Annotated in this window: 17 protein-coding genes; all 17 read right to left on the reverse strand. The window is 49.0% G+C overall.

The features are described 5' to 3' along the window. Nucleotides 1-16: 16 nt before the first annotated feature. The 17 genes from EC604_RS02375 to EC604_RS02455 all read right to left on the reverse strand — a co-directional run bounded on the left by EC604_RS02375 (nucleotide 17) and on the right by EC604_RS02455 (nucleotide 25,662). On the reverse strand, nucleotides 17-2,266 hold the full coding sequence (locus EC604_RS02375; protein ID WP_123062568.1) for an HD family phosphohydrolase: 2,250 nt from the start codon (nucleotides 2,264-2,266) through the stop codon (nucleotides 17-19). Nucleotides 2,267-2,282: 16 nt separating this feature from the next. Continuing rightward, complete coding sequence (locus tag EC604_RS02380; RefSeq protein WP_123062569.1) at nucleotides 2,283-3,254, reverse strand: PhoH family protein; 972 nt, start codon at nucleotides 3,252-3,254, stop codon at nucleotides 2,283-2,285. 6 nt (nucleotides 3,255-3,260) lie between these two features. After that, nucleotides 3,261-4,454 carry a sporulation protein YqfD gene (gene yqfD, locus EC604_RS02385; protein ID WP_123062570.1) on the reverse strand — a complete coding sequence of 398 codons (1,194 nt, stop codon included), beginning with the start codon at nucleotides 4,452-4,454 and terminating at the stop codon, nucleotides 3,261-3,263. Next, nucleotides 4,451-4,744, reverse strand: a complete 294-nt coding sequence (gene yqfC, locus EC604_RS02390; RefSeq protein WP_123062571.1) for a sporulation protein YqfC — start codon at nucleotides 4,742-4,744, stop codon at nucleotides 4,451-4,453. The genes yqfD and yqfC overlap by 4 nt, the downstream gene beginning before the upstream one ends. A gap of 196 nt (nucleotides 4,745-4,940) precedes the next feature. Next, nucleotides 4,941-5,546 (reverse strand): hypothetical protein, encoded by a 606-nt coding sequence (locus EC604_RS02395; protein ID WP_123062572.1) that lies wholly within the window; start codon nucleotides 5,544-5,546, stop codon nucleotides 4,941-4,943. A gap of 13 nt (nucleotides 5,547-5,559) precedes the next feature. Beyond that, the gene (gene floA / locus EC604_RS02400; RefSeq protein WP_123062573.1) at nucleotides 5,560-6,567 is read right to left on the reverse strand and encodes a flotillin-like protein FloA; all 1,008 of its coding nucleotides are present in this window, start codon (nucleotides 6,565-6,567) and stop codon (nucleotides 5,560-5,562) included. A 163-nt stretch (nucleotides 6,568-6,730) separates the two neighbouring features. Next, the gene (locus EC604_RS02405; protein ID WP_123062865.1) at nucleotides 6,731-8,056 is read right to left on the reverse strand and encodes an NfeD family protein; all 1,326 of its coding nucleotides are present in this window, start codon (nucleotides 8,054-8,056) and stop codon (nucleotides 6,731-6,733) included. A 417-nt stretch (nucleotides 8,057-8,473) separates the two neighbouring features. After that, nucleotides 8,474-8,917: a GatB/YqeY domain-containing protein gene (locus EC604_RS02410; protein ID WP_090914751.1), complete on the reverse strand. Its 444-nt coding sequence runs from the start codon at nucleotides 8,915-8,917 to the stop codon at nucleotides 8,474-8,476. 15 nt (nucleotides 8,918-8,932) lie between these two features. Then, nucleotides 8,933-9,106, reverse strand: coding sequence for a 30S ribosomal protein S21 (gene rpsU, locus EC604_RS02415; RefSeq protein WP_005547957.1), 174 nt, complete (start codon nucleotides 9,104-9,106; stop codon nucleotides 8,933-8,935). Nucleotides 9,107-9,286: 180 nt separating this feature from the next. Next, nucleotides 9,287-9,646 carry a histidine triad nucleotide-binding protein gene (locus EC604_RS02420; protein ID WP_123062574.1) on the reverse strand — a complete coding sequence of 120 codons (360 nt, stop codon included), beginning with the start codon at nucleotides 9,644-9,646 and terminating at the stop codon, nucleotides 9,287-9,289. 232 nt (nucleotides 9,647-9,878) lie between these two features. Then, complete coding sequence (locus tag EC604_RS02425; protein WP_123062575.1) at nucleotides 9,879-10,223, reverse strand: hypothetical protein; 345 nt, start codon at nucleotides 10,221-10,223, stop codon at nucleotides 9,879-9,881. A 323-nt stretch (nucleotides 10,224-10,546) separates the two neighbouring features. Next, entirely contained in the window at nucleotides 10,547-13,966 is a 3,420-nt protein-coding gene (locus tag EC604_RS02430) for an SbcC/MukB-like Walker B domain-containing protein (RefSeq protein ID WP_123062576.1), read from the reverse strand. Beyond that, a complete protein-coding gene (locus tag EC604_RS02435) occupies nucleotides 13,963-15,147 on the reverse strand; it encodes an exonuclease SbcCD subunit D (RefSeq protein WP_123062577.1) in 1,185 nt (394 codons plus the stop codon). The genes EC604_RS02430 and EC604_RS02435 overlap by 4 nt, the downstream gene beginning before the upstream one ends. Before the next feature lie 101 nt (nucleotides 15,148-15,248). Next, a complete protein-coding gene (addA, locus tag EC604_RS02440; protein ID WP_123062578.1) occupies nucleotides 15,249-19,613 on the reverse strand; it encodes a helicase-exonuclease AddAB subunit AddA in 4,365 nt (1,454 codons plus the stop codon). After that, entirely contained in the window at nucleotides 19,610-23,113 is a 3,504-nt protein-coding gene (gene addB / locus EC604_RS02445) for a helicase-exonuclease AddAB subunit AddB (RefSeq protein ID WP_123062579.1), read from the reverse strand. The genes addA and addB overlap by 4 nt, the downstream gene beginning before the upstream one ends. A 227-nt stretch (nucleotides 23,114-23,340) precedes the next feature. Further along, nucleotides 23,341-24,006, reverse strand: a complete 666-nt coding sequence (locus EC604_RS02450) for a hypothetical protein (protein WP_123062580.1) — start codon at nucleotides 24,004-24,006, stop codon at nucleotides 23,341-23,343. A gap of 279 nt (nucleotides 24,007-24,285) precedes the next feature. Then, nucleotides 24,286-25,662 (reverse strand): class I SAM-dependent rRNA methyltransferase, encoded by a 1,377-nt coding sequence (locus EC604_RS02455; protein ID WP_123062581.1) that lies wholly within the window; start codon nucleotides 25,660-25,662, stop codon nucleotides 24,286-24,288. Between the last annotated feature and the right edge of the window lie 152 nt (nucleotides 25,663-25,814).

A 25,814-nucleotide genomic window follows, 5' to 3' on the forward strand; every position in this document is an offset into this window, starting at 1 on the left:
CTGCTCGTAATATTGATTAACCGGCTTCAGGCGACGTCGGTTTTGGTTTCTTGATCTCTTCCGGATACTCGATTCTGGAGTGGAAAATGCCCATCACCGTTTCCTTTAATGTTTTGGCCACGATATCTAGTTCACGCATCGTAAGGTCACAATCGTTAAACTGATGATCGTCCAGGCGACCTTTGATAATTTTTTCAATCATGGACTCTACCTGCTCTACGGTCGGCTTGCGCAGTGAGCGCACAGCCGCTTCTACACTATCCGCAATTCCCACTATAGCAGATTCCTTGGATTGAGCCTTCGGCCCAGGATAACGAAAATCTTCTTCCGTGAAATCCGGTTCAATCCCCGCTTCTTCCGCTTGACGCAGCGCCTTGTGGTAGAAGTAATGGAGGAATGTTGTACCATGATGTTGTTCGGCAATATCCCGTATCGGCTTCGGCAGCTTATAGTCTTTCTGCATCTCAACACCATCCCGCGCATGCGCAACGATAATGGACTTACTTAGTTTGGGATCAATCGAATCATGCGGATTCTCCATGTTGTTTTGGTTCTCAATAAAATAGATAGGCCGCTTGGTCTTCCCGATATCATGATAATACGACCCTACGCGACATAACAATCCATTAGCACCGATAGCCTCAGCGGCCGCTTCAGACAGATTGCCAACCATAACGCTATGATGATACGTACCCGGTGTCTCTGTAAGCAACTTGCGAAGTAATGGATGATTTGGATTCGAAAGCTCAACCAGTTTAAGCGCGGATAGAATGCCAAACGACGTTTCAAAAAACGGCATCAGCCCGATAACCAGAATAGCTGTGAGTACCCCGCCTGCAAAGGCGTATCCAATGCCATACAGCGTTGTTGTTCTGTTCCAATCGCCTGTGTCAATTAGAGCCAGTGTAAAGACAGCTAGAGATCCGAACAGACAGACCATGATAGCTCCTTTTAAGATGGTTGATCGCTGACTCGCTCGGTGCGTTGCAAAAATCGCTACAAACGAAACGACAACTGCAAAGAAGCCAAGTTCAAAGTCAAAAAGCTGACCCTGGTGTGTATTCAAAATAATACTGGACAGTATGCCGATAAGAATCGAGCACACAAATGCAAGCGATGTATCCAGTAGCAGCGCGATCAGCATCGCTCCAACAGCCACCGGTGCTAGAAAACCGATAAATGGACGTTCATTGGTCTGAATCAAGGCTGTCACATACATTACAACAATTGAAATAATAAAGATGAGAACAAGCATAAGCAGTTGGGCATTATTATATTTGAAATGTGTTCCACTGCCTTGCTGAATAAACATTAAAATCGCAGCCGACAGCATGCAGGAGAACAAAAGTAATCCCAGCTGCGGCCAGTAGTTGACTTCATTTTTCAGCAAATCATTCTCATTAAGCAGTGCATACATTTCCGGGGTAATGATTTCCCCTTTAGATACAAGGGGGTCGCCTTGCTTGATAAACACCGTCGGTGTATTTTCACGAGCTTGGACCTTTGCTTCCTTGGTACCCTCTTCATCATAGAAACGGTTAGCCGTTACCACCAATCGTGTAAGCTCCTGTACCACTTCACGCTGCGTACGTTTGCTAAGCGAACTTGCACTGACCATCTCTGCCACTTTCGCCCGCGCAGTGGTAGCCTCACTAACTTGGTCTGTCATCAATCTCGCTACAATGTCTCTTGCGACAGGTTTCATTTCCTGAATATCATCCGAAGTCAGACGTGAGATTTTGATATACGTTTCTTCAGGAATACGGTAACTTTGTTCCTGCACGACGTTTCGAATCTCTTCCAGCAACGTGTCGGAGTATGTACCAGTTTTCCGATTGTTATTGATATAGTTAGACACAAAGTCTTTCTGACGCTGCGGAATCTCATCCCGATAAATATCAATCTTATCCTGACTTGAGATCTGATCATCCTGATTCAAACGGTCGATGCGATCCAGTAGCGTTGTCATCAGGTTCTCATTACGCATCTGCACGATCTGATATATCGGCTGCACACGTTCGGCCGCTTCTTCCTGCGCTTTCAGTGTAGCCTTGTTATTCGGAATCTGCATTGGCGCAACAATGTCCACCTCACTACGAGTACCTTCCTGAATGTCGTAGCGCTCAGGTAACAGTTTGGAAGAAAGACTCACGTAAAAGAGGATCACTAAAAACAAAAAGAGAAGATAGCGCGCCCACACGCTATACTTCCATCCTGTCGCTCTATTTTGAAAAGATTTGCCTTTTGACATTTCTTTCGAGGTCACTTTAGACAATCCCTTTCTATGCTTGATTTTCTGCGGCGTGGTTATAAGCCACAATGATTTTCTGGACGAGGGAGTGACGAACGACATCCTGCTCGGCGAAATGCACGAATCCAATTTCCTGAACTTCACCCAGGATCGTACTCGCTTCCACAAGTCCTGATTTTTTGCCGCGCGGTAAATCAATCTGTGTCACGTCTCCGGTAATGACCATTTTGGAACCAAATCCAAGACGGGTTAAAAACATTTTCATCTGTTCAGGCGTTGTGTTCTGTGCCTCATCCAGAATGATAAAGGAATCATCCAACGTACGACCACGCATATAGGCCAAGGGAGCGATTTCAATTAATCCTCGTTCTAGAGCCTTGGCCGTCTGTTCTTGTCCCATAACGTCGTATAGAGCGTCATACAGCGGTCTTAGGTACGGATCTACTTTCTCCTGCAGATCACCTGGCAGGAAACCCAGACTTTCGCCCGCTTCGACCGCAGGCCGTGTAAGCACGATGCGTTTGGCACTGCCCTCTTTAAGTGCGGCTACAGCCAGCACAACAGCCAGATACGTTTTACCGGTTCCGGCAGGACCAATCCCGAATACAATATCCCGTTTTTTAATCGTGGTTACGTAATGTTTCTGTCCAATCGTTTTTACACGAATCGGCTTACCACGGTATGTTGTCGTAATTTCACCTTTAAACAGATCCAGCAGCTGATCTGCACGCAAATCTTTAGCAAGCTCAATCGCATATTGGACATCTCTTTCAGTTAACACATATCCATTGCGGATCAATTGCAGTAATACATCAAACAGTTGTTCAAGTGATTCCACCTGTTGCACAGTACCAAAGATATTAATCTCTGCTTCGCGTGAAGCGATCTGGGCTGGAATCTCGGATTCAATCAGTTTCAGAAAAATATCTTGGGGTCCAAACAGAGATTGCCCCTCTCCCGCACTTTTGAGCGAGATTTGTATACTGCGTGTTTGCTCTGACAAATATCCTCATTCTCCTTGACTATGGACTAACGGAAGTTCTTCCGCGATGCTTTCTTCCACTTCAAATAATACTTTCATATAAACTTTACCATTCTCTTTCTTCTCATGCAAAATTTTTTCACTTAAAATTTTTGTACCTTTACCGTTTTTGGCTAAAATATCATTTCTTGCCCCTTCTAATCCTTTCGTTTTGGCCCAATCCACACCTTGCTCTTCCTGATGGAAATTCGTTTCCATATCCTTCTCCGTCATCCATCCCATCGGCAAGGTGAATGAACGCCAGGTCAGAGGTTTGTGATACGTATCCGTGTCATATGAACTGAAGGGAGTTTTTCCGTACCCCCATAGTTGAATCGCCCAATCTCCAAGCACCACGTAAAATCGCTCTTTACTTTCCCCGGTCATCGTCTGATATTTCTGAATCAGGGGAACCTGTATATCATATTCCCGCCAAACCATCCCCCGGACTTCACCTTTGGCAACAATCGTTTTTGTATTTTCCTCATCACCCAGGATGCCCGAGATCAGCACTTGTCCTTTCTTCACACGTGTGTTCTTCTGTACTACGGGGCGTCCCTGTTCAGCATAGATCTGAGTGACCACCGCGTCGGATTTACTGATGAGATGTCTTGGATTCAGTAGAGGCTCGCGCTTAGGCTGTGCTGACTCAACGACCTGAATCGTAACCCTTGTCCCCTCTTTCGTTACGCCAATCCAGGTCACATCAGGCAGTGCCAGCGCGAGCTGTCTGGAGAGCTTGTCCTGACTTTTCATTCGGAACCCCCATTGAAAGGGGTAGATGCCTTCTTTTTTAGCTGCGGCCAACACTTCATCTGTCGGAATCGTTACATTTCCTTTCACTTCTACATTCCAGACCATGGACGATAGCGCAAATAGTGCCGCTACAAAGAACAGCATGCCCCCTACAAAAAACTTTCTGCGAAACAGACGAGCCAGAAAAAATGGAAAACCACTGCGGTGCATGATTTTCACTCTGCAGCCTGTCCCTTTTACAACAGGACGCAGTCTGAAAAAATGCGGAAGCAAAATGCTCATCTCCGCCTGGCGTCCATCCTGTGCACGTAGATCCCATACACTCAGTCTCTGCTCTGTTATCGTATTAATTAATGTCTCGATATCTCCGCCTGTAACTTTGATCCGCACGGCTCCACGCAATTTATACAGACTAGGCTGCTTCATCCGTTCCCCTCCACTCCATTCATATGAATATCCAGAATCGTACCTTCGATGGCTACTTCATCCGGCAAAATGTTACGTATGACCAAGGCGCTGCCTTTGATCTCCAATTGACCTTGTGACAGAGCCAGTACGATGCGATCCGGCGTGAAATGGATGACACCGCGATGATTCTCTATATACAGTTGCTTACTGCCGATCAGGGTTAACCGTGGCATATCATAAAGCACATCCTGCGGCAGATCCAGCACCTCACTGGTCCATCTGCGCAGCTTGCGGCTGATCCGGGTCATTCGAAGGTCTTCCCCCTTCCTCTACAGTTCAACTTATGCGCAAATTCAGGGAATTATGAAGAATTGGTGAGCAGTTACGTACATATTTTGCTGAAAATACAGGCGTACGAAAAAAGCCTTCTCTGGAGGCGTTGTGCTCCCCAGAAAAGGCTTCGTTCTATCTTGAAACGGACGATTCACTGATCGTCTTTTACTTTTACAACTTCCCTCTCGTTCCAAAAGGTTGCTTCGAACGAGGAGAACCCAGTACCTCTGCCCAAAGCACCCCCGTACGGATGTCCTCTTGACGAAGACGAGAAGGCATTGAATCCGTTGTATCTCCCTCTTCCGTACTTGAATTCGATACAGATGGAGAACTCGCTGAAGAAATGCGATTCAGTCTGTCCTGTATCATACGTTGTTGCTCTTCCATCAATCTCATCTGTTCATCCACCGAACTCCGCATGCTGTCCGGTGACTGGTCACCTCTAAAATCAACTTCTGGATAAGAAGAGGGTACTTGTTCAGAGTAAGGCTGATCATACCGCTCGTCGTAACGCTCATCATAACGTTCATCGTCATAACGCTCATCATATTGCTCCTCATAACGGCGGTCATCCGGTCTGGATGACTGTTGCTGCGAAGAGTCATTTCCTGAGCGACGATTCGCATCTTCTCCGCCCCCAAATGTTGGCATTCCGTTACCGGGACGCTTCTGATTCGGGTTTGCAGACTTCCCAAGCTTTCCAAGGACTGAAAAGAGGGCAAAGGCAATAACCGCTACCACATACAGGTTGTTAAATATCCATTCGAATAGGCTCATATGCACTCACCGCCTATCTTCCGTTTTTGGAATCACCTTGATCGCTGGAATTCGAACCTTCAGCAGGTTTTCCCAAAGTGTTACGCATCTGAGTATCCGCTTCAATGTTTTTCAGGTTCATATAATCCATCACGCCAATTTTACCACTACGAAGCGCTTCGGACATAGCCAGTGGTACTTGGGACTCGGACTCAACGACACGCGCTCTCATCTCAACAACGCGGGCTTTCATCTCTTGTTCTTGAGCTACGGCCATTGCACGACGTTCTTCAGCTTTTGCTTGCGCGATGCGTTTATCCGCTTCAGCCTGCTCGGTTTGCAAGAAGGCACCGATGTTTTTACCTACGTCTACGTCCGCGATATCGATCGACAGGATTTCGAACGCAGTACCTGCATCCAAACCTTTGGACAATACAGTACGAGAGATCAAATCCGGATTTTCCAAGACATCTTTGTGAGAGTTCGAAGAACCGTTCGTACTTACAATACCTTCGCCGACACGGGCAATGATGGTTTCTTCACCAGCACCACCGACGAGGCGATCAATGTTGGCACGAACCGTAACTCGTGCTCTAACTTTAACTTCGATACCGTCTTTGGCAACGGCAGATACGATTGGTGTTTCAATAACACGCGGGTTTACACTCATTTGTACGGCTTGCAATACGTCACGGCCTGCGAGGTCAATCGCAGCAGCACGTTCGAATTCGAGTGGAATGTTTGCACGCTGCGCAGCAATCAGGGCATTAACAACACGGTCAACGTTACCACCAGCCAGGAAGTGACTTTCCAGTTGGTTAATATTCAAGCCAAGGCCTGCTTTCGTTGCTTTGATCAACGGGTTAACGATTCGGCTTGGTGTTACACGTCTCAATCTCATCGCCACCAGCGTAATGATACCTACACGCACGCCTGATGCAATAGCCGAGATCCAGAGCATAACCGGGAAAAAGCTGAAAAATACGCTCAGTACGATAATAGCCAGTACCGCGATGAGCAAAATCGTAATCATTGGATCCATAGATTTAATTCCTCCGTTTGCAATATGTTTTTTGGTAAAAGAGAGCATCAGAACTGACGCTGATTAATCCGCTGCTGAAACATCACTCCACCCCATTGCCCGCAGGTTGGCAAAGGTTATGTACTTCGCCGAAGTGATATCCATCACTCCGGCAAACGCAGAATTACACCGGCAAAGCCTGTTGTACTACAATCCGGGAACCTTCCGCTTTGATGACAATTATGGGTGTATCCACAGGAATGAATGCACCATCTGTGACCACATCGACGCGTTCACCATCAAACATCGCCGTTCCTGCTGGACGAAGCGGTGTCAGACTGATGCCTTGCAAGCCGATCAGCTCTTTACGCTCTGCCGCCGAGGAGTATCCACGATCAGCTGATAACTTATCGCTTAATATGAATCGATTCCATATTCCTCGATCCTTGAAGACCACAGCGATAATCGCGATTACGACCAGCGCAGCTCCAAAGGCAATACCCAGGGACACAAACGCATCACTTGTGTCGTAAGCCGCCCTGACAACCCCGGCCACCAGCGCAATGGATCCCAAAATGCCCAGAATACCAAAGCTCGGGATAAACATCTCCAGTATCATCATGACAAGCCCGACCGTAAATAATACCCATGTCTCCGCCCCTGCAAACCCCGCAATGTAGTTTCCAGAGAAATAAAGCACAAAACATACAATTCCGACAATTCCCGGAACGCCAAATCCAGGCACAATCAGTTCAATAATGACACCGGCAATACCAAGAAACAACAGTATGGTCATCACAATTGGATTGGTCAAGAAGGTAGAAATATTCTCTGCTGCAGTGCGTTCTAGCTTGAACACATTTTCTTGACTGTAACCAAGCCATGCCGCTGCTTCCTCAGGTGTGTCGCTGATGTGGTCCGCATAACCCACTTTCAGCGCATCCTCCGCGGAAAGAGCGATAATTTCACCTTTTTGTTTGGTTTTATTGATCTCTGGCATTTCTACCACCATATTGACGTCGGCCATGCCTGCCGCAATATCACCATCCCGGCCGCTCTTTTGGGCAGCGCCCTCCATTTTACTCGTCCAGTATGCAACCAGCTTGGGATCGTCAACATGTTTGCCTGTGCTGTCCACCATAGCTGCAGCACCAATCATGCTTCCTGGTGACATTACGATCTTATCTGCATTCAGCGCAAGAAAACTCCCTGCCGATGCAGCATCGCCCCGAACAAATGCCAACGTTTCAATAGGGCTGTCTTTAATCATCGTGCCAAGCGCATCTGCAGTATCCACACGGCCTCCCGGCGTATTGATATCAAGAATGATCAAGCCAGCATTCATTTTCTCTGCTTCCTTGAACCCGCGCTCCATGAATTTGCCTAATCCCTGCTCGATTGGTTTATCCACCGGAATAACGTATACGGCGCCGCTTTTCTCAGCTGCATGCGCTGAAGGTATTCCAATCCAGACAGGAAGTAAAAGCGTCAGCAGCATCAAGAGCATCATTGACCCCGTAAGCTTCTTCCGGCGCTTTCCCCTCACATTAGTCCCCCCTTTTCCAATAATGTTATACTGTCCAGCTTATGGTATTTATTACGTACAATGCAACATTACGTTTCAAAAACTTAAAATTATATTTGAATATTCCGGCAAATGCAAGAAATATATATCCATAATCAAGTTTATAATCCATTTTTTATAAGTTTCAAGTGTTTTCGCTGAGTAGAGAGTAAGACACGCCATAATAAGTGCTGCTAATCAAGCTTATGTGATCTTTTATATGCCAGCTTGTTTGCAAACAGTGCGCTCAAAGAAGCTTTTCCGCATTCTCATATAGAGACGAGGTATGGATCGGAGTAGAGTATCGAATAAATCATGAAAAAACACCCCCTGACAAGTCAGGGGGTGTTTATTGAATTTGCTTTATTGCAGAAATTGTTGAACTGCTTGATTAACCAGTTTGCCGTCCGCTTTGCCTTTAACTTTCGGCATAAGGGCCGCCATCACTTTCCCCATCTCGGCTTTCGAAGAAGCACCGGTTTCCTGGATGGTCTGCTGTACAATTACTTTAATTTCTTCTTCGGTAAGCTGTGCAGGAAGATACTGGATAAGTATTTCAATTTCCGCTTCGGCATTTGCCGCGAGTTCTTCGCGACCTGCTTTGCCAAATTCTTGGAGGGCATCTTTGCGCTGTTTGATTTCACGACTCAGGATATCAAGCACTTCGTTGTCATCCAAATCTCTTTTCAAATCTATTTCAAGATTCTTGATCGTCGAACGAATCAACCGAATGGTGGAGAGTCTGAACTTGTCCTTACTCTTCATCGCTTGCTTCATATCTTCGTTCAATCGTTCGCTAAGATTCATGTAGTTAAAATCCTCCTAAAACTTTCTCTTACGAGCAGCCTCGGACTTTTTCTTGCGCTTTACGCTTGGCTTCTCATAATGCTTACGTTTCTTCACCTCAGCCAATACGCCATCTTTAGCGATGGAACGTTTAAAGCGACGAAGTGCAGCATCAATAGTCTCGTTTTTGCGAACTTTAGTTTCAGACACCAGTTTTCCCTCCCTCCGACCAGACCGTCCAAGAGCAATAACACGGTTCATCATCTTTCATTATAGGCGAAAGGCAATAAAAGTGTCAACCTTAACGTGATCCCTTAATATTAGCTGAGCTGCAGCATTTTTTCAAGTGCAAAAACAAATTTACAACTTGAGTAACGTTATACGGCCCTCTTATCGGTGTGAATCAGACAGACTCGTGAGCGCACCCAACCTGGTTCCGCCCAGCACATGGTAATGCAAATGGTGCACGGTTTGCTCGCCATCCCTACCACAATTGTTAATCAAGCGGTATCCTGAATCCTGCACACCGAGCCGCTTGGCCGCTTCTTGTGCAGCCGCATGGATCTCCCCGATCAAGGGTAAATCTTCAGCGGTTACATCATTCATGGAAGCGATATGTTTCTTCGGCACGACCAGCACATGTGTTGGCGCCGCAGGCTGAATATCGTGAAATACGATTACATGATCGTTTTCCAGTACTTTGTTGGAGGGAATGGTGCCCTCTACAATTTTGCAAAATAAGCAATCCATCGTACAATCCCTCCTTCCTTTGAGTTCGAATTATGTATACCCCTATATCATACTAAAAGTAAAATCGTACGTCCAATGCTTGACATGGCAAATAACTCCTTCCCCCTGTGTGTTCATCTGTAAAAGAAAAAGTCACACCTGAAGGCAGGGTATCCCATGATCCCCTTGCCGAGGTATGACCGTGATTGAATTATGATTTCTTTGATACGAATGAAAGAGGATTTAAACCATTTTAATAGTACGGCAATAAGGTTAATGCCGTAAGGGCAAATAAAGGCAGAACCAGTCTGTTAAAGCGTCTGCGGCCATATCCATAATAAGGGTAAGGAGCAGGGTACCCGTATCCAGGATAAAATCCACGAGCAGGTGTGGCCGGATAATGAACCATAGGCATCATATTTGGAGCTGCATTTGCATGGCCTGCCATAACTTCATTACCAACTGGAACAGCCAAATAAATCATCTCATCATCCACATTCTCTACAATGCCATCATAATACGAACCATCATTCATCTGAATACATACATAACGATGGATATGATCCTTACACAGTTTCTTTGCCGTACCTTTATCCATGCCTAATCGCCTCCCAGTTCAGCTCTTCTTCACCCTTCATCCTATTCAACTCTGGGCGGATTGACACTGTGTTAAAGACGTTTTGAAAAAGAATGAAAAAAGAAGCCCCTCGTGAGCGGCCTTCCGAAGAAGTCCGGCTACCCGGACATCTATACAGGAAGCTTCCTGAACAGATGTCCGACGGGGGGCTTAAAACAAGTTTGTCGGCTTAGCTGTAGTATAACAGCGTGTTGAACCTGTATCTGTGATGAAACTCACTTGTTATCGCGTGATATAAAAAAAGAAATATTTTTACAAATACATCATTTTTGAACAGACTGGACTTATAAGCTTTCCATCACAACCCTGGAACCTGTACCCGCATCACCAGCCGGAATCACGACCAATTTGCGTTGCAAACGCGCACGCAGTTCAGGGACGTGACTGATGATGCCCACAGCCAGTCGATCGTCATGCAATTTTTCCAGTGAAGTAATGACCGTATCCAGCAGTTCCGGGTCCAATGTGCCAAACCCTTCATCCAGGAAGAAAAATTGAAGCGGATACTGCCCGCGCAGCTGAATCTGTGCGGATAGCGCCAGCGCCAGCGACAAAGAAGTCAAGAAGGTTTCTCCACCAGACAGGGTTGATACCGGACGTTTCACACCGCCGTTGGCATCGTCACAGATCACAAAGCCTCCGCCCGAATCCACCTCAAGGGAATACCTCTGCTTGGTGAGAAAACGCAGCCGCTGGGAAGCCGCATGACTTACCTGCATCAGCTGCTCTTCGGCAATGTACTCCACAAATGTATTCCCCCGGAACGCGGTCTGCAACTTGCTGAGCAACTCACCCTGGTGACTGATCTCCAGTCGTTTCGTCTCCAGCTCCGTCCAGCGAACATGACGTTGCTGCACATCCTCCAGATCCCGTTCGGCACGTGCTTTCACCTGCAAGGCAGTTTCATCCTCATATCTGGCCTGTTTCAAACGTTCTGTGCAAGCGATCCACTGTTCCTCGGTCACAACCGCACCATCTAGTTTTTGCTCCAGTTCACGTAGCTGAGAAGCAAGTTCACGCTCTCGTTCACGATGATGCTGAATTTCTTTCTGCAACCGTTCCGCTTCCTCGGCAGCCAGCGCTGCCTGTGTGACAGCGACATCTGTCTCGAACGCGGATGACTCCAAGAGCAGCCGCCAGCGCCCCTGTGCCAGCTCCAGATGTTCTGCTGCTGATGCGGCGGCCTGCCCAGCCATTACGTCACGTTTCACCGATTCCTGCTTCTGTGCATCCGCTTGTTTGAATCGCTCTGCAGCTAGCTCAGCAGTCTTGCGCAGTCCATCCAGGCGAGCCTGTGTCTCGCGGATTAGATCTTCTACCCGCTGCTCACCTACCCACTGGCGCAAACGTTCTTCTTTCTCGGCCAGTTGTTTGCTGCCGCCTTGCCATTCGGTCTGCCACTGAATAAGCTGCTTGTCCAATTCCACCAGCTTCTGCTGCAATGACTGGACAAGCTGCTCTTTCTCCTCAAGGAACGTCACGCTTTTGGCCAGACGTTCCTTGATGTCTTCGGCGCGTGCATCGCGCTCCTGCATCGCTTGATAGAGGCCAGCGGCCTCCTCCTGTGCGATGTCAGGCAGTTCCGCGGCCCAGCGGCCCTGCAACGCAGCCGCAGCGGCTTCGCTCTCGGCCAGCTTGCGCTCCGCCTGGACGAGCCCGGCACGGCCGGCCTCTTGCGCAGCTGCCGCTTCCATGCGGCGCTGCTGCGCGCCTGAAGCCGCCTGCTGCAACGCTGCGGCTTCTCCCTGCAGCGGCGCTGCTGCGGCAGCCAGCGCCTGCGCGGCTTCGCGCAGCGCAGCGGCACGCGCCGCCCAGCCCGCCGGAGATCGCCCATCCTCGGGCGATCCGGCAGGCTCGGGCTCCGCTGCCGCAGGCGCGGCCTCGGCTGCGGCCGTGGCATCGCCGGCCGCGGCGCCAAGCTGCGCGAGCAGGCTGCGACGTTCGTGCAGCTGCTGGCGCAGCCCAAAGCGCAGCTCCTGCAGCTCCGCGTGCAGGCTGCGCAGCAGTTCCAGGTCCGCATCGTCTGCGTGCGGACCATCTCCCGGCGGGGCACCCGGGAGCGGGTGGTGTGCGGAGCCGCACACCGGGCATGGCTCGCCGTCCCGCAGTTCGGCGCGCAAGGCAGCGGACAGCCGGTGCATCTCCTGCTCACGCATCGAACGGCGTAGCTGCTCCTCCGCACGGGCCAGCAAGCGCTGTTCGCTGTTAATATCCTGCTCACAGGCAAGCAATGCCTCAAGACCTGCTGACGCCTGTTCCACCAATTGCTGGCGCTGTTCGGTCAGGCGTCCCTCTTCCGCAGCCGCCGCCTCCAGTTTGGCAGCCCCTTGTTCTGCAGACTGTTGATAGGTCTGCATGTCCGCTTTATGCTGTTTCACCTGCTCGAATGCTGTATCGATCCGATGTTTCAGCTCAAGTGATGTTTGTAGCCGTCTGCGCTCATCAGACTTCACTTCATTCGGTTTGAGACTTTCCTGCAATTCCTCACGACGTTTGCGTCCACGCATTTGCAGTTCCTGCTCTTTATCCAGCTGTTGTCTCAGCGTTGCCTGTTCGGCCTGCCCTTTCTCCATCAACTGCGCAAGCCGTGAACAATCCGCCTGCAAAACATCACGTTCCCGTTGCAGCTCTTTGGCCTGTTCCAATTGATCCAGACGCAGGAGCAGTTTGGGCTCTTCTGCTCCAAGCTGTTGCCTTGCCTCTTCTGCCTTTTCAGCTTCCTGCACAGCCAAACGTTCATGCTCCGCTGCCTGTTTCCCAGCAGTTTCTGCCTCCAACTGTCGCTGCTGGTGGGCTTCTGACGCGTCCCGAGCTGACTGAAGCGCAGGTAGCATCTTCTCGGCTGCTCCCGACCGTTTCAAACGCTCCTCATCGGCTTCAATCTGTTCCGCCTTGGCATGGAGTTGTTGCTGTTCTTGCAATCGCACTTGTTGTTCCTTACTCAGCTCACGAATTCGGCCGAATTGTTCTGCTTCCTTCACCGCCGAATCCAGCTCTTTCCGTGAGGATTCGGCGTGCTGAACCGCTGCCTTAAGCAAATGTTTTGTTTCTTCAAGTATTTCTTTACTGGCATTGCCAAGTCCCTGCTGCTCCGCAGCAAGGGATTGATGAGCCATATCATTATCTTTGACCCGCCGACTTAATTTAATGGCGAGTTGATCCCCATACTTCTCCAGATGAAAGAGACGTTGCAGCATCTGCCTCCGCTCACTGCCTTTCAGGGAAAGGAACTCGGCAAATTTCCCTTGCGGTAATACTACGGCTCTCGTAAAATCATCCATTTTCAGACCAATGACGTCTTCAACGCACCGATTGACTTCTGCCAGCTTATCAGCAAGCACTTGATCTTCCCCATCAATCGTTTCAATAAACTTGCTGACCGTATTGCTAACGGACACTTCATTGTTACGCTTAAAACGCCGTTCGACCCGAAATCTACGAGTTCCCGCTGCCGAAGCAAGCTCAAATGTAAAAGCAACCGATAGCGAATCTTCAGCATGGTTCATAATGCCTTGTGTACCATTGACTGCCCGTTCCACCTTGCCATACATGGCAAGGGTGATCGCATCAAGCAAAGAAGATTTTCCGCTACCGGTAGGCCCGAAAATACCAAACAAACCTGTTTCGGTCAGTACCGTAAAATCAATCTCCTGCATCTCACGATAACTTTGTAGCCCGGCGACTTTCAATAAAATCGGTCTCATCGGCCTTCGACCTCCTCACGTACGCCTGGCTCATCTTCATCGACCAGCTCCAGGAAAAGCTGTACCAGACTATCTTCTGGTAGGGCTCCACCCGTTTGGCGCTGGTAAAACTTGCGAAAAAGTTCATGCACAGGCAGTTCTGAACGCTGTTCTATGAACCCTGCGGCCTCCATCTCCGGATATACTGGACGAATATGGATAATGCCCTCATGAGCTTTACGCAACTGCTGAATCTCTTTTAGAGACATTGCATCCTCCAACCAGACCTCCATATCAATGTATGCCTGTGAGTCACGCCCCTCATCCAGCCAACGGTACACTTCTGCCAGACCACCTCTCGCCTTCCAACGAACAAGTGGGTTGCCTGAGGTAAGCAATACTTCTTCTACTTGTGCAACTCCGCCTGGCGTAAGATCAACCATTGTAACGGATTTGCTCTGCCCTGCTTCCGAGAAGCTGTACGCCAGGGGAGAACCACTATACCGAATCACACCGTCTCCTTTGACGGCTTGCGCACGATGGAGATGTCCCAGAGCCGTGTATTGAGCACCAGTAGACAGGGAAGAAGGGTCTACGGTGTACGCTCCCCCCACCTGGATAGGCCGTTCAGAATCGCTCTCTACTCCGCCTAGTACATATATATGACTCATAGCGAGATTCACTGTATCCGGACGAAAGGAAGAAGCCAAACGTTGCATTAACATCCCTACTCTGCGGCTGTATGCTTGACGTAGTACATTTTCGTCACCATCTGTAGTTAACAGCTCATTTAATCTCGCTTCTGATGGATAGGGCAAAGCCGCAATATGTGCTGTCTCCCCGGTTCGACGAGTATGAATAGTCACAGCCTCTGACACTGGTGTACCTACTAACGTAATTCCTTGTCTGTTCACAAGCGGAGTTACCGAGGCTACACGTTCGGGTTGATCGTGGTTGCCTGCAATGACAACAAGTGGCCTGCCGTTTTCAGTCAAACGTGCTGCCGCCTCATAAAACAGCTGTTCCGCCGACGCAGGCGGATTTACCGAATCGTACACATCTCCAGCCATCAAAATGGCATCAGCCTGCTGATCGTCGGCTAGTTTGACGAGTTCATCGACGAAATCCTCCTGTTCACGAAGCCGGCTTCGTCCCTCCAGCGTTTTCCCCAGATGCCAGTCTCCCGTATGCAAGATACGCATCGTCCGCTCCACCTCTTTCCACTACATCTTCTATCATTCCATCTCTCGCCCGTCGCTCATTGAACAAGAGGTATTCAAAACACAAAAACTCTCTAAACCTTTTATAATTTAACCGCATGACCGCCATCGAAAAAATAAAGCCACATGTGGTCGACTTGGCGACCCAATATATCTTCAATTGCCCGTTTATACAGCCGTAGCTGGAAACGATAGTTTTCAACCAGAGGTTCCACTCCTCCGCGATGTTCAAGCACTCGATCCGTCTTGTAATCTAGCAGAACAAGTTCACCATCAACCTCATAGAGACAGTCAATAATCCCCCTGACGAGCACCGTTTCATCCTGCAGCACAGCCTGTACTCTATCGTTTTCACTGTGTATCTCCTGCTCCTCGTTTGGCCGTAACCCACGAATCCATTCCTCAGGAGATTGATCTGCCGGGAGACCATACGTGAACGGGATTTCCCTTCGAATCCACGCCGCACGCAACATCTCCATTCCTGGTTGTGTATCAAAAAAAGCAATCAATTCACTTCGTTCAATCGCCTCTGCTTGATAAGGAAGCAATATTTGAATCGCCAGCAGGCGCGAAATCGTCTCATCAACAATCGCTTCATCCACAACAGATCCGTCTACAGGGAGATGCTGCATGAGCGTGTGGTACACCGTTCCCCGTTCTGTTCCTGTCAGTTGCCGCTCTCCCATGAATTTGGGACGACGCAAGTGTAGTTTGAACGAAGCTTGTGTCGCTGGACTCGTCTTACTATCATTGCTTCCATTCCACTTACTATCACTGCCTCCAGTCCAAGCTTGCTCCTGCAGCTCTTCCATAACGGGGTATGAAGTATCCTCCTGCGTCGATAACAGACTCTTGATTTCGGTTACTGAAGTGCTCGCCGCCACTTGTGAAGCTGATTCATATGGATAGGTCCAGGAAAGCCGCTTATCTATCTCACGCACAAGTGCATTTTGAACATTAACTTCCAGAACCTCTTCACTGTCCGCCTTTAGTTCTGTCCGTTCATCCGTCTTCTGATCTGCCGTTACCGATTCAATCTCTGAAACCGGATTGGCCTGTACGCCCTCGGTATGATCGATCACTTCTGTCGATGGGTTTAATCTGACGGGTTTCGCCGCATGCAGAGCAGCCAATCGTTCTCTCCGCAATCCAGTTAATTCATCTTCTTCACGCTCCACAAGGTCGGCGTGTTGCTGGAGAGATACCCTATCCGCAGCAACCACGGATATGCTCCAGCGTGATTCATCACTCGCAAGGCAAGCCGCATAAGAATCACGATCACCTGCAAGCTCACGTAGCACCGCGGCGTCCCGGTGTCTAATCAAAGCTGGCCCGATCCAATCCAGATAATTTCGTCCGGCAGCAAGCAGATAATCAGGTAGCGCAAGCTCTGGACTGTCTTTAACCTGTGACCAGGTTTGTGCTTTTTTGGCAGCGTCCTTCACCGTGCCTATCAGCACCATTTTTTCTTTTGGCCGGGTTAAAGCCACATACAGCACACGCATTTCTTCCGCCAGCAGTTCAAACTGAGCCCGGCGACGTATAGCCAGATTGGCTAATGTAGGATAGGCCACCCTGTTGTCACGATCCACAAACCTCGGGCCAAAGCCAAGTTCCTTGTGCATCAGAAACGGTGCATGCAGATCTTGCTGATTAAACATTTTGGAGATACCGCCAACAAACACAATCGGGAACTCCAACCCTTTGCTTCGATGAATTGTCATAATTCGTACAGCATTATCCTGTTCCCCTGAACCGCTGGCTACGGTGCCAAGGTCTCCACCATTTTCCCGTAGTCGTGAGACATATGTCAGGAACCGGAACAACCCGCGGTTTGCAGTTGCTTCCTCATATTGACGCGCCCGATCATACAGAGCCTTCAGATTACTTTGGCGTTGCTGACCGCCAGGAAGTCCGCCAACCCAATCCAAATATCCGGTCTCCCGATAAATCCGCCAGATCAGCTCACTTAAACTGCCTTGTCTTGCCTCAAGTCTCCACTGCTCCAGCTGACGCATGAAATGAATGAGTTTCTGTTGCAACCGCGAGCGCGCGAGTTCTTTTCCACCCATAAAGCCTGCATCTTGCTCACCCGTTTCAATTTGCAGATCAGCTCCCGAATCAACTTCCATCTCCGCAGTAACGGCTGATTGGCGTTGAGCCTGTTCGATTTCTGACCAGCCTTCTGGCCACTGCATCTGAACCATCCCGTCGACATACGAATCCCGTCCCAACTCAGAACGTTGACCAGTCCCATCGGATGCATTCCTCCACTCTCCTGCAGCAGAAACAACGGCATCATAGAAGGACTGTCTCTTATCCCCCAGACGAATGTGAGCAAGCTCTTCTTCATTTAATCCAACCATGGGAGAACGAAGTACGGAGGCTAGAGGAATATCCTGTCTTGGATTGTCCACAAGCTGCAACAGAGATAACATCACTTCCACTTCCGTAGCTTGAAAATATCCCTTGCTCTGCTCTCCACCTGCGGGTATGCCCTGCTGTCTGAATTCCTCAATCATCAGCGGTGCCCACATCAGCGTGGAACGCAACAAAATAACAATGTCTCCATAACGTGCCGGACGCATCGTTTGCAAAGCCTTGTCATACACACTCAGTGCAGGCTTGTCTGTCTCCCCGACCATCTCTCGGATACGCCCGGCGATGGCGCGCGCTTCCAATTGAGCCGTTTCAAGTTCGGCACTCTCCAGTTCTGCAGCTGCGGTTGCATCTACACCGTCTTCCGTACCTTCCGGTATTTCGGTTCCGCTACCTTGGCGATCAATCAACATAAGTTCAGGTGTGTAGGCTTCGTTTCCAAGTGTCTCTGATGGAAAAGAAGCCCCGTAAGCCAGCTGAGCCCGCTCATCATAAGCAATCTCAGCGACCCCTTCATTCATCAACTGTCTGAATATGACGTTGACGGAATGCACCACTTCGGCACGACTACGGAAATTGCGCGCAAGGTCGATTCGTTTCCCCGTTACCGTTGCTATACCCGTTCTTGTACCATTCTCTTCGTTGATCTCTGTATCCACATGAACACTCGGAGTGTAGTTGCGATATTTGTTCATGAACAGGCCGGGTTCAGCCAAGCGGAAACGGTAAATGCTCTGTTTAACATCACCAACCATAAATCGGTTACCTGGATTCTCTCGGGAGATTAGCCTAACGATATCCTCCTGAACCGTGTTCGTATCCTGGTATTCATCCAGCAGCACTTCATCAAAACGTGCACGGTATTCCATCGCCGCATCCGAAGGCATCGAATGTTCAGGTGTGGAATCCTCATGACGCAAAATGTGCAGACAATAGTGCTCCAGATCGTTAAAATCGACTTGTCCGCGTTCCTGCTTCGCCTGAAGATACCGTTCACCAAAGGTGCTGACTAGACGGGAAAGCTCCTGCATCAACGGTGCAGCCTGTTCCAGCTCCTGCCAAAAAGAGAATGCACTCCTTCCAAAAAGTGAACCTTTTAGATCAGCAACAGCTTTTTTTGCCGTTTCTCGCAACTCCTTCACCTGTTCTTGCAGCCCAGGGTCGGTCTGATCTTTTTTACAAGGCTTCAATTTGCCAAATGCAGCTGGCTGGAATACCTCAGGCAACCTTTCCCAAGGCATGACTTCGACGGCGGATAAAAGCTCTTCAACCATCGCCAAATCCTCTTTGAGTGTCTCCGCATAAGGTGCAGGACCCTCAGGCTGCAACGAAATCTGAATTCCTTGTCGCAGCAAACCCGCCGCCCCGCTCAATGCGAGAGCCGCATCCCGTAAAATGCTCTGCACCCATGCAGATTGCCCCAGTGCCTCTACACTTTCCACCTGAAAAGCTTCAGCCATCTCCATCAGCCAGTGATCAGGCCAGGAATGACTTCGCGAGAAATCGTATAAACGCTGCACTAGCCGGTGCATCGCATCATCATTTCGCTCTCCACTGAACCAGTCCACCAGTTCGCGGAACGTGCTCCCCTCGTCTTCTTCGCCATACTTTTCCTCGAACAACTCCTCCAGCAATTCCTGACGAAGCATCTCAGCCTCATTTTCATTCAGAATACGAAAAGCCGGATTTAGCGGAATCTGCTGATAATACCTGCGAATGACCTCCATACAGAAGGAGTGCAGCGTTGTAATGGATGCTCGTCCGAGCAATGACAACTGCCTGCGCAAATGCTCCTCCTCCGGTTGCTCCTCGAGCGCACGTTCCAGCGCTTCCCGAATACGCTGTTTCATCTCGGCCGCCGCCGCCTTCGTAAACGTGGCTACCAGCAAGCGGTCCACGCTGAATCCTTGGGAAGGGTCTGCAATTTTGCGAATAATCCGCTCCACCAGAACAGCTGTTTTTCCCGATCCTGCAGCTGCGGCGACCAGAATATCTTCCCCACCCTCGGAAATGGCGCTCCACTGATCATCACTCCAGAAGCTGCCTTCCGGTTTAGGCATATGCATCATAACGTTTCCCCTTCCCTGCTGTGAGACAGCATATCCCAAACTTGCTGTTTGCCCGGTTTGGACAGCAGTTTATAGTCGTTCCCCTCAATATTTTCATCAAACTGACAGACCGATTTATATGAACAGAACGTACATGCAATCTCCTGCTGTATCCGGTACGGTTCAATGGCTGTATCTCCATCTGTAATGCGAGTTCCAATCTCGCGGATATTACCGCGAACAGCAGCAAGCAGCGTATCCCATTGTTCTGGCGTCGCTACAGCAGCACTGCTGTAAAAGCTGCCATCTGCTTTTAATGCCACTGGAATAATCGCGGAATGTCCTTTATCAAGCGTGTTATCCATTTGAGCAACGGCATCACGGTCAGCGAGCAACAGACCCTTCATTTTAAAGCGTTTCAGAAGTTCCTGTCCTGCCTGTTCGGATGTCATGCCGTTTGCCGATTGCAGTAGTGGGTTATGCACATGGAAATAGAGTGTACCTCCTGGCATTGCCGTTTCCCCTAACCATTCCTCAGCAGCGCTAAGCAACACCTCCAGATAGGTGAGCATTTGCAGCGATAGCCCGTAGTAAACTTCATGAAGCTTGAGATCGGTCTGACTGGATTTGTAGTCAATTACTCTTAACAACAGACCGTTCTCTCCTTCAGCGACATCCACGCGGTCGATCCGGCCGACAATCTCCAGTACACACCCATTCTCCAGTTCAAAACGCAACGGCGGCAAAGGTTTCCCTGGACCAAAATCCAGTTCCAATCCAATCGGTTCAAAACTACCACGTCTGGACTGCTCACCCAAAATAACGGATGCCCGGCTGACGATATCTTTTAATTTGCGAAAAATATAGCCATAGCGCTTTGTGCTAAGCAAAATTTCCCCTTGGAGCTGCGGAGCGATCTGCTCCACCGTCTGCTCGGCTTCCTGGCGACATTGTTCGGGTGTCAGGCTGCCCCAGCTACGATTTTCCTCACGCAGGCGCATCGCCAGTTGACTCAGTGCAGCATGGAACAGTTGGCCGATATCCGGAGCTTGAAGACGATATAATTGCCGTTCCTTAAGCTTCAGCCCATGTGAAGCAAAATGAGAGAATGGACAGGCTACAAAACGTTCCATCCGTGATACACTCGTTCTTACCTCCGTACCGTACAGCCTGCGGCTGGTTGCCGTTTCCAGTCTCCGCGCACGGTTACGATAAAAGACAGAACTCAGCAACCGCTCCAGCCCAGGGCGGCTCTCTTCCCGGTTTACATGCCAATTGTAGACTGCCCACCATATTTCAGGAATGTCTTCTCCCCTACGCCATCTGCGCAATTGTCCAATCAGCATGGAGAGGCTTTGTTCTGGATGAATCGCGTAAGAGAGGTGCACGGCTTCCAGATCCGAGACGGGCGGCTGAGCAAGCAAAGGCTGCTCCTGCAATCCAAACATTTTGCGTACATGGCGCACAATCTCGGAAGGGAGTAGTGATTTACCTTCATCATCTGCGACAGGATAGCTCAGCCATAACTGCTTGCTGGCAGCGGTCAGAGCGGTATAGATGAGAAAACGTTCATCCAACATGAGTCTCGTTGCACCAGGTCCCAGCCCCATGCCTCTCTCTGTCAGCAATAACCTTTCCTGCTCCGTTAGTACTCCGTTGTCCTGAGGGATCGCTGGCAATTCCCCATCAACCGCCCCAAGAATAAATACATATTTCATATCACGCAGACGTGTACGATCCATCGAACCAAACAGCACCTGGTCAAGGGCCGGGGGAACAAGCCCCAGCTTGAGCTCAGTCAGTCCTGTCTCCATCATGCCCGCAAACAAAGTGATGTCCAGACGTTCATTGCCCATCATATCAACCATCTGGTCAAGAAGATCCAGCACGGCTCCCCACATTTGACGATGCTCTCTCGAACGCTCCGGGTCTCCCTGAGCCTTGGCCTCAGCAGACATCTGATCCAGCTTATGTGCAATATCTGCATCCTCTAACAGTCTAAATAATGCCTCGCACTGAGCGGCAGCCGTTTTTGCTTTTTTCATTCGTTTCTCAAACGTACCGAGTGCCGATGTAATCAAGGCTCTGCAACTTTCCATCAGCGATAACACTGCATCGCGTCCTCGGCTGCTTCCTTCCTGTCCCTGATCCTCCAAAGACAGACTCGGCACATACTTCCACGGCTTACCATCCGTCCAGCGATATCCATGGATACCGCAAGCAAGCACATAGTTCTCCAGCTGATCCATATCCTCACGAGTAATTGAACCATCCAGCGGAAGCAGCAGATCCGTTTTGACACAGCGAAAAACATCCTCATACCGCCAGTTGCGCCGAACGATATCTAGCGCTGAACGAATAAATTCGGATAATGGATGATGCAACTCACTTCGTCTTCGGTCCAGGAAGACCGGAACATCATAGTCCCTGAATAAAGGCTCTGCAATATCAGCATAAGTCTCCAATCCGCGAACCAGCACCGCCATGTCCCGATATCTCGCTCCATCCTCTTGCGCAAGGCGACGCATTTCACGTAGTGCACCCTCCAGCTCTGCCCTGCGATTCTCCGCAGCCATCAATCGAATCCCCGAGTCCTCGCCTTGACTTCTCCAGCGAACACGCCGATCAAAACCGGCCTCCAGATGGGCAAGTCCCGGCCGGTCCTTAAATCTCGGAAGCACCTCGTCATGAAGTAGCGTGGTATCGCTGGTTACACCCAAATGTTCGGCCATGCCTTTGAGGCGCGCATAGGCATTGGCAGTTGGATAAAATAATTCCAGCTCTCCTGGCAGGATACCTTGCTCGTAAGAACCATCGAGTGTTAGGGAAATCGTTACAGACGAGGCTTGTAACATGAGCTGTCCTATTACACTCATCTCCTGCGGGGTGAATCCATGGAATCCGTCAATCCAAACCTCGGCCCCCTGCAACCATGTACTTTCTGGCAAACGACCTGTCAGTTCATTCAGTGTATCTTCATCATCTATATATAAATCAGCCAATTCCTTCTCATAATCATGGTAGATCAGATTCAAATCATGAAGCTTGTCTTCCAAAATAGGTGAAGCCGATGCAATGCTCCATGTTGCAAGCCCTTCTTCGAGTGCCGAAGCATGAACTTCATATCGTTTAAACTCACTATATAAATTAGTCAATTCCCCGATAAAGCCAAGCTGGCTGCCCGAAGCAGCAAACAGTCTCAGTTCTTCTTTCCTACGCTGAATGACTTTATATAAAAGCATCTTCTTGCCCTCGGCTCCAATCGGAACGCGAGCAGAACCGCCAGCCTCCTGCATGACGCGATAAGCCAGACGGCGAAATCCAAGAACTTCGGCACGCATCGTACCTTTAATATCTCCGGAAGATATCAGGGCCTGCTCTGTCCGGAATGAGCTTTGTTCGGGAACGAGTAGAATCAACGGTTTTCCTTGGGGCTCCTGCCTAAGCAGAGATGTGATTTCTCGGGTAATCAGTGTGCTTTTACCACTGCCTGCCCGGCCAATAACAAAGCGTACGGACATGTGTCATCCTCCAAACTGCACGTACAAGATTTTAATTTCCAGTATACCATACCTTCTTCACTTCGGAACATACGTTTGCCATGATCCACCAAATAAGAACACAATATGGCTATTGAAAAAAAAGCCGCCGCCTGTACAATACAGCCAGCAGCTTCTTATGGATTTACGTTTATTACCAAACTCGGTGACAGATACGCCTAGTAGTTGTTTTCAAGTTTACAATTTCGTTAAATGAATTCATGCTCTACAGCCTTCTGCAAGGCCTCGAAAAAATCCCGGTTTCTCTGGCTATATCCCGGCTTGTTCAAAATCTCAAATGTACGTTCGATCCCCTTTTGCACTAATGCCCGATCATTGGTAAGCAACCCGTAGCTTAAAATCGTTACGCAGCAGTTAAAAAGATCACCCGTAGGCCAGTGGTGTGGCCGTTTGGTCAAATATTCATCAACAGCAACACCTTGATCTATGCGCGGCAGCAAATACTTGCTTTCAGCTTCCTTGAACCTGTCTGCTGTTTGCTGAGCAGCTTCTTGTATATTTTCAGAGGAAACAAGAACAGAATGTTTTTGCTGTGTATACCTTTCAACACTATTGCCGAAGCCGACTGGAGCATTTGAGATCAACGTTATTTGATGCTTTTCAAGAAAAGTACGTAAACGTTCAGTGGCAGCTTCATAACGGCAGGCCATGATTGTATATACAGCATACGGCGGTTTTGAATGACCAAGATGGCTATGTAAGCTCCAAACTACACCCGGCTTAACATTTTTTTTGAACGTATAGTCCGTCGGACTGGAATCAGCCTCTCTATGTTCCACATACCCTTCCGGTGCAATGAATTTCCCCAATTCAGTATAAAATTGTTTTCGAATACCTTCTTTTAGATTTCGCATGTCAATGTACGCCTGCTACGTCTATAATTACGCGTTTCAAATAACATACCCGTAACCATAGCGAGCAGACCTCCTCCTTTTTTCAAACTAAATCCTGCGGTTGCCAACCTAGATATAAATGAGTCGGGATGAAGACTGAACACTGTATCCTTTTCAATCAATAATATAAGCTGTTCGCCAAGAGCAAGCTTTTCTTCATAAATAAAATACCCTATAAGATGGACTTTTTAAAGTGTCTATCTCACAGGGTACATGTGTCATTCTATAAATAGAGTAATCTTAATTTTTTTTGCTTCTCACTTCAAAAATAGCGAATTTCAGGTAATGCCCTTCATCTACGCCCAAAATTTGCGGGTGATCCTTACCGGCTGCTTTCCAGTCGATTAAACGTAATACCTTACCTGCATCTTCAGCTGCATCCGCAATCGTTTCCAGGAAGAGGTCAGGACGCATGTGGTAGGAACAGCTTGCGGTTACCAAATATCCACCCTCGTTGACCAGTTTCATGCCCTGCAAGTTGATATCCTTGTAGCCGCGGCATGCCCCTTTGACAGCTGATTTTGTTTTGGCAAAGGCAGGTGGATCAAGGATAACGACATCAAACGTTTTTCCAGCACTGGACAATGCTTTGGAGGTATCTACCTTTTGCTCCGCTGCTCGTGCTCGTGCATTGCGCTCATCAAGTCCTTTGACTTGCTCACGCAGATATTGAAAAGCATCGGCTACAACGAACTCAACCCGATCCGTGAAACCATTTAGCTCCACATTGGTTCGTGCGCTCTCGATCGCATGTTCGGAAATATCGAGGCAGGTTACCTTTTTCGCTCCAAATTTGCAAGCATTCAGGGTAAAGCTGCCGGTATGAGAGAAACATTCCAGCACGGTGGCACCGTCCCAATATGGGAAAGTAACCACTTTGCCACCCTTATTCACAGGCAACAGCTGCTCTGTTCCTTCATGCTCGACCTGTTGCACGGTGATGCCGCTTTTGTATCCCCAGCCTTTCATCAACGGTTCAATGGCAGCCCGGTTTTCACGCTGGTCGAAGAAGTACCCTGTCTTCTGTCCTTCTACGATGTCCACCTTGATGAGCAGCCCATTTTCGGTCACAGTCACATGACGCGGGCATTCCCCGTAGAGCGGTCCTTTGATCTGCTCCAGACCTTCCAGTTCACGGATCGATACATCACTGCGCTCATAGATACCTTCCGGCTGCATCACTTCAATGAGAGCCTGGACAATCGCTTCACGGCAACGGTCCATACCCAGTGTAAGGATCTGCACAACTAAAATGCTACCGAACCGATCAACGATCAATCCAGGCAGGAAATCAGCTTCACCATAAACAAGACGGTAGGCTTCGCCATCCTGAATGAAGCGTTCCCGGTGACGCAGACAATCATGGAAACGAGCAGCAAAAAAGACGGTATCCATCTGTTCAAACTCCAAAGGCTGGTATGAGACTACACGAACGGTAATCTGGGAAGCCGGATTATAATATCCCGTTGCCAAGTAACGACCTTGATGATTCAGTACATTAACGATATCACCCGGTTCCGGGTTGCCGTCTACGGATGCAATTTCATTTTTGAAAATCCAGGGATGTGCATGTTCCAACCGCTTTTTGCGGCTTCGTTCCAGTGTAACGGATGACAAGATTGATCCACTTCTTTCTTATTTTAGTTGAAAAGATAGGTTTGGGCGGCAACGAGACGCTCCGGGGACGAATCGATCCTATGATCGCTGTTGTCCTCAGATTTTTTGGATTCCCTTCTCCAAAGGTAAAAATCCGACGACAAGCCTATGCT

Source organism: Paenibacillus amylolyticus, assembly GCF_003719335.1.
Classification (GTDB): domain Bacteria; phylum Bacillota; class Bacilli; order Paenibacillales; family Paenibacillaceae; genus Paenibacillus; species Paenibacillus amylolyticus_D.

Excerpts from the sequence above, each read along its gene's own strand:
- yqfD (WP_123062570.1), bottom strand. The coding sequence starts at position 4,454 with ATGAAGCAGCCTAGTCTGTATAAATTGCGTGGAGCCGTGCGGATCAAA.
- yqfC (WP_123062571.1), bottom strand. The coding sequence starts at position 4,744 with ATGACCCGGATCAGCCGCAAGCTGCGCAGATGGACCAGTGAGGTGCTG.
- EC604_RS02395 (WP_123062572.1), bottom strand. The coding sequence starts at position 5,546 with ATGAGCCTATTCGAATGGATATTTAACAACCTGTATGTGGTAGCGGTT.
- floA (WP_123062573.1), bottom strand. The coding sequence starts at position 6,567 with ATGGATCCAATGATTACGATTTTGCTCATCGCGGTACTGGCTATTATC.
- EC604_RS02405 (WP_123062865.1), bottom strand. The coding sequence starts at position 8,056 with ATGATGCTCTTGATGCTGCTGACGCTTTTACTTCCTGTCTGGATTGGA.
- EC604_RS02410 (WP_090914751.1), bottom strand. The coding sequence starts at position 8,917 with ATGAATCTTAGCGAACGATTGAACGAAGATATGAAGCAAGCGATGAAG.
- EC604_RS02420 (WP_123062574.1), bottom strand. The coding sequence starts at position 9,646 with ATGGATTGCTTATTTTGCAAAATTGTAGAGGGCACCATTCCCTCCAAC.
- EC604_RS02425 (WP_123062575.1), bottom strand. The coding sequence starts at position 10,223 with ATGGATAAAGGTACGGCAAAGAAACTGTGTAAGGATCATATCCATCGT.
- EC604_RS02430 (WP_123062576.1), bottom strand. The coding sequence starts at position 13,966 with ATGAGACCGATTTTATTGAAAGTCGCCGGGCTACAAAGTTATCGTGAG.
- EC604_RS02435 (WP_123062577.1), bottom strand. The coding sequence starts at position 15,147 with ATGCGTATCTTGCATACGGGAGACTGGCATCTGGGGAAAACGCTGGAG.
- addA (WP_123062578.1), bottom strand. The coding sequence starts at position 19,613 with ATGATGCATATGCCTAAACCGGAAGGCAGCTTCTGGAGTGATGATCAG.
- addB (WP_123062579.1), bottom strand. The coding sequence starts at position 23,113 with ATGTCCGTACGCTTTGTTATTGGCCGGGCAGGCAGTGGTAAAAGCACA.
- EC604_RS02450 (WP_123062580.1), bottom strand. The coding sequence starts at position 24,006 with ATGCGAAATCTAAAAGAAGGTATTCGAAAACAATTTTATACTGAATTG.